Origin of the sequence: Rhizobium sp. SEMIA 4085, from assembly GCF_013004495.1 — a bacterium.
GTDB classification, from domain to species: Bacteria; Pseudomonadota; Alphaproteobacteria; order Rhizobiales; family Rhizobiaceae; genus Rhizobium; species Rhizobium gallicum.
The window spans coordinates 1-3,296 of the sequence record NZ_JABEPH010000511.1; the positions used below are offsets into that span (position 1 = coordinate 1).

Annotated in this window: 3 protein-coding genes and 1 pseudogene; 1 reads left to right on the forward strand and 3 read right to left on the reverse strand. The window is 62.3% G+C overall.

Annotated features, from left to right (window positions below):
- Positions 1-49: 49 nt before the first annotated feature.
- A pseudogene (locus tag C9413_RS30085) lies at positions 50-685 on the reverse strand (acetyl-CoA C-acetyltransferase); the annotation flags it as partial.
- 18 nt (positions 686-703) lie between these two features.
- Complete coding sequence (locus C9413_RS30090; protein ID WP_040115556.1) at positions 704-1,471, reverse strand: 3-hydroxyacyl-CoA dehydrogenase; 768 nt, start codon at positions 1,469-1,471, stop codon at positions 704-706.
- 89 nt (positions 1,472-1,560) lie between these two features.
- On the opposite strand from C9413_RS30090, the gene C9413_RS30095 reads away from it, so the two are divergent.
- Positions 1,561-2,628: an AraC family transcriptional regulator gene (locus tag C9413_RS30095; RefSeq protein WP_040115555.1), complete on the forward strand. Its 1,068-nt coding sequence runs from the start codon at positions 1,561-1,563 to the stop codon at positions 2,626-2,628.
- A gap of 22 nt (positions 2,629-2,650) precedes the next feature.
- On the opposite strand, the gene C9413_RS30100 is transcribed toward C9413_RS30095, so the two are convergent.
- A partial coding sequence (locus C9413_RS30100; protein WP_281408694.1) for an MOFRL family protein occupies positions 2,651-3,296 on the reverse strand: 646 nt, incomplete at its 5' end.

Sequence of the window (3,296 nt, forward strand, 5' to 3'; positions counted from 1 at the left end):
TAGGTTTTGCCTTGCGAGGCTGTTATTAGTGGGCAGCATGCAGTGTGCGTTGGGCTGTCTTGATGGCCAGAGGTGTGATCTCTTCATCGAAATAGCCGGCCTCGATCGCCTTTTGCGCCCGCGTCAGCGAGGCGATCGCATAGCTATCCTGTTCGGCGCGTGTGAATTGATAGGCCTCGGCGCAGTCTTCCGCGAAAGTGCCCATCAAACGTCCCTTGTCATAAGCATCCTCAAGCCCGTCGAGGAACAGATGATCGACAACGCGCCCGTGGCCGAGCCGGTAGCCGCTACGTGCCCGATCCAGGAGATAGGGCGCATTCGTCATGCTTTCCATCCCGCCGGCGATGGTGACCGAGGCACTTCCAGCGGCAATGAGGTCATGAGCAATCATCGTCGCTTTCATGCCGGAGCCGCACATCTTGTTAATGGTGCTGGCGCCGGTCGAAAAGGCAAGGCCAGCGCCGATGGCCGCCTGTCTCGCCGGCGCCTGGCCCTGGCCGGCCGGTAGGACGCAGCCAAACACCACTTCATCAACGGCCCCCGCCTCGACGCGGCTGCGTTCAAGTGCGGCCCGTATTGCGGCAGCTCCAAGCGCGGGCGCCGTAGCATCCTTGAGCTCGCCCTGAAATCCGCCGATCGGGGTGCGTGCCGAGCCGACAATCACGACAGGATCCTGCAATTGCATTTTAGTCCTCCCTGACGCCTAACGCGCGCCCATCCGCAATGCGCCGTCGAGACGAATGACTTCGCCGTTCAGCATGCTGTTCTCACATATATGGCGCACCAGGGCGGCGAATTCAGCAGGCCGGCCGAGCCGCGGCGGGAAGGGCACGCTCCTGCCGAGTGATTCACGAACCTCAGACGGCATGCCTGCCATCATCGGTGTTTCGAAGATGCCGGGAGCAATTGACACGACGCGAATACCGTGGCGGGCAAGCTCGCGGGCAATTGGCAGCGTCATGGCGGCCACACCGCCCTTGGAGGCGGAATAGGCCGCCTGGCCGATCTGGCCGTCGAAGGCGGCAACCGAGGCTGTATTGATGATGACGCCGCGCTCGCCTTCGCTATCCGGCTCCTGTTGCTGAATGGCCGACGCGGCGAGGCGGGTCATGTTGAAGGTGCCGATCAGATTGATGCCGATCGCTTGCGAAAAGCTCTCGAGCCGATGCGGCCCATCGCGTCCAATGACCTTTTCGGCCGGCGCAACGCCGGCGCAGTTGACGAGCCCACGCAGGCCACCGAAGGTATCGAGCGCAGCGGCGACAAGGCGCGCACCATCTACCTCGCTCGTCACGTCGGCACACAGGTATGAAACCTGCGTGCCGAGCTCTGCGGCGACCATCTTGCCTGCCTCTTCATTAAGATCCGCAATGACGACGCGCGCCCCGTCTTCGACCAGCATCCGCACGGTTGCTGCGCCGAGACCGGATCCGCCGCCGGTGACGATAAAGGTTCCTCCACGAATCAGCATGGATCATCTCCCACAGCCCTACGATGCTCCTCTCATGTAGCGCCCAGCCAGAATAGCACGGACTTTATGTCGTCCCACTATTGCAAGCGATGACAGAACTGCTTCATATTTTTGGACAATTTTGCCATATGGAGGGGAAGGGGATGACTGAACTTGAAAGGCGCATGATCGCACCGGGATTCGTCGAAGAGGCACTCGAAAGCCTGCGCCGGATGGGAAAACCGACAGCCCCGCTCATTGCTGCGCTCGGACTGCCTCAGGACGACGACCAGCCGATATCTTCCGAGCGCTACGGTGCACTGTGGCTCGCGATTGCGGCCGAGCTCGATGACGAATTTTTCGGAATGGCCGGAAGGCCCATGCGCAGCGGAAGCTTCACGCTGCTCTGCCACTGCGTGCTGCACGCACGAAGCCTCGGCCAGGCGTTACACCGGGCACTGCGCTTCCTCAATGTCGTCCTCGAGGATCCGCGCGGCAAACTCGTCGTTCGCGACGGCTTGGCTGAGATCGAGCTTGCGGATGCCGGCAGGCCTCGCTCGGCTTTCGCCTATCGCACCTACTGGATCATTTTGCATGGTATCACGTGCTGGCTGGTGGGCCGCCGGATCCCCCTCCGGCTCGTCGATTTTCGCTGTGATGAGCCGAAACAGGGAGCTGATTACCGGCTCTTCTTCGGTGCCCCCGTCAGGTTCTCTCAACCCGTCAGCCGGCTGGGTTTCGACAGCGCCATGCTGGACCTTTCGGTTTCGCGGACCGAGCAGGCACTAAAACAGTTCCTGCGTGGCGCACCGGCGAACATCCTCGTGCGCTATCGCTATGATGCCGGGCTCGCTTCCAGTGTCCGCCGGAGGCTGAGCAGGCTGCCGCCGGCTGCCTGGTCGAACTTCGTGGACCTTGCGGCCGACATGCGCATGCCGGTTTCCACCCTGCGTCATCGCCTGAGTGACGAAGGGCAGAGCTATGCCGGCATAAAGGACGATATCCGCCGCGATATGGCCGTGGACATGCTGCTCAATACGCCAAAGACGATCGGCGACATCGCCACACAACTCGGCTATTCCGAACCCAGCGCATTTTTCCGGGCGTTCCGCAAATGGATGTCGACCAGCCCGGATGCTTTCCGCCGGGAAAGCAGGCAAGCGGTGCCGACAATGTAGACGCCGGCGCCTGGCTTCGCCATCAGCGAACCAAGATCGCCCTGAAATCGTTGACGTTGGTGCCTGTCGGGCCAGTCTCGAAGAGGTCGCCGATAGCCTGGAAGGCCGAATAGCTGTCATTGCCATCAAGCAGGCGGCGGGGATCGAGGCCGGCTTCGCGCAGGCGCCTGACGGTGGTGCCGTCGGCAAATGCGCCGGCGTTGTCTTGCGAGCCGTCGATCCCGTCGGTGTCTGCTGCCAGGAGGTGGATGTCGTATCCGTCGATTGCGAGTGCGGCGGCAAGCGCAAATTCCCCGTTGCGCCCGCCTCTGCCGCCCTTGGCGCGGAGTGTCACGGTTGTCTCTCCGCCCGAGAGGATGACCGCAGGCTTTTCGAATGGTCGGTTGCGGCCAAGAACCTCACGGGCTATGGCCGCGTGCACCAGTGCAGCGTCACGGGATTCGCCCTCGATCGAATCCGACAGGATCACGGGGGTGATGCCGTTGGACTTGGCCAGTTGAGCGGCGGCCTCGAGCGACACACCGGCCGAAGCGATGATGTGATGTTCGTGTCCGGCAAAGATCGGATCGTCCCGAAGGGGCGCGTCTGCGGCCGGGGAGCTCAGGTGATCGAGCGCTGCCTTGGGAAGCTGGAGGCCATATTGCCGGACGACCTCGATAGCCTCATAC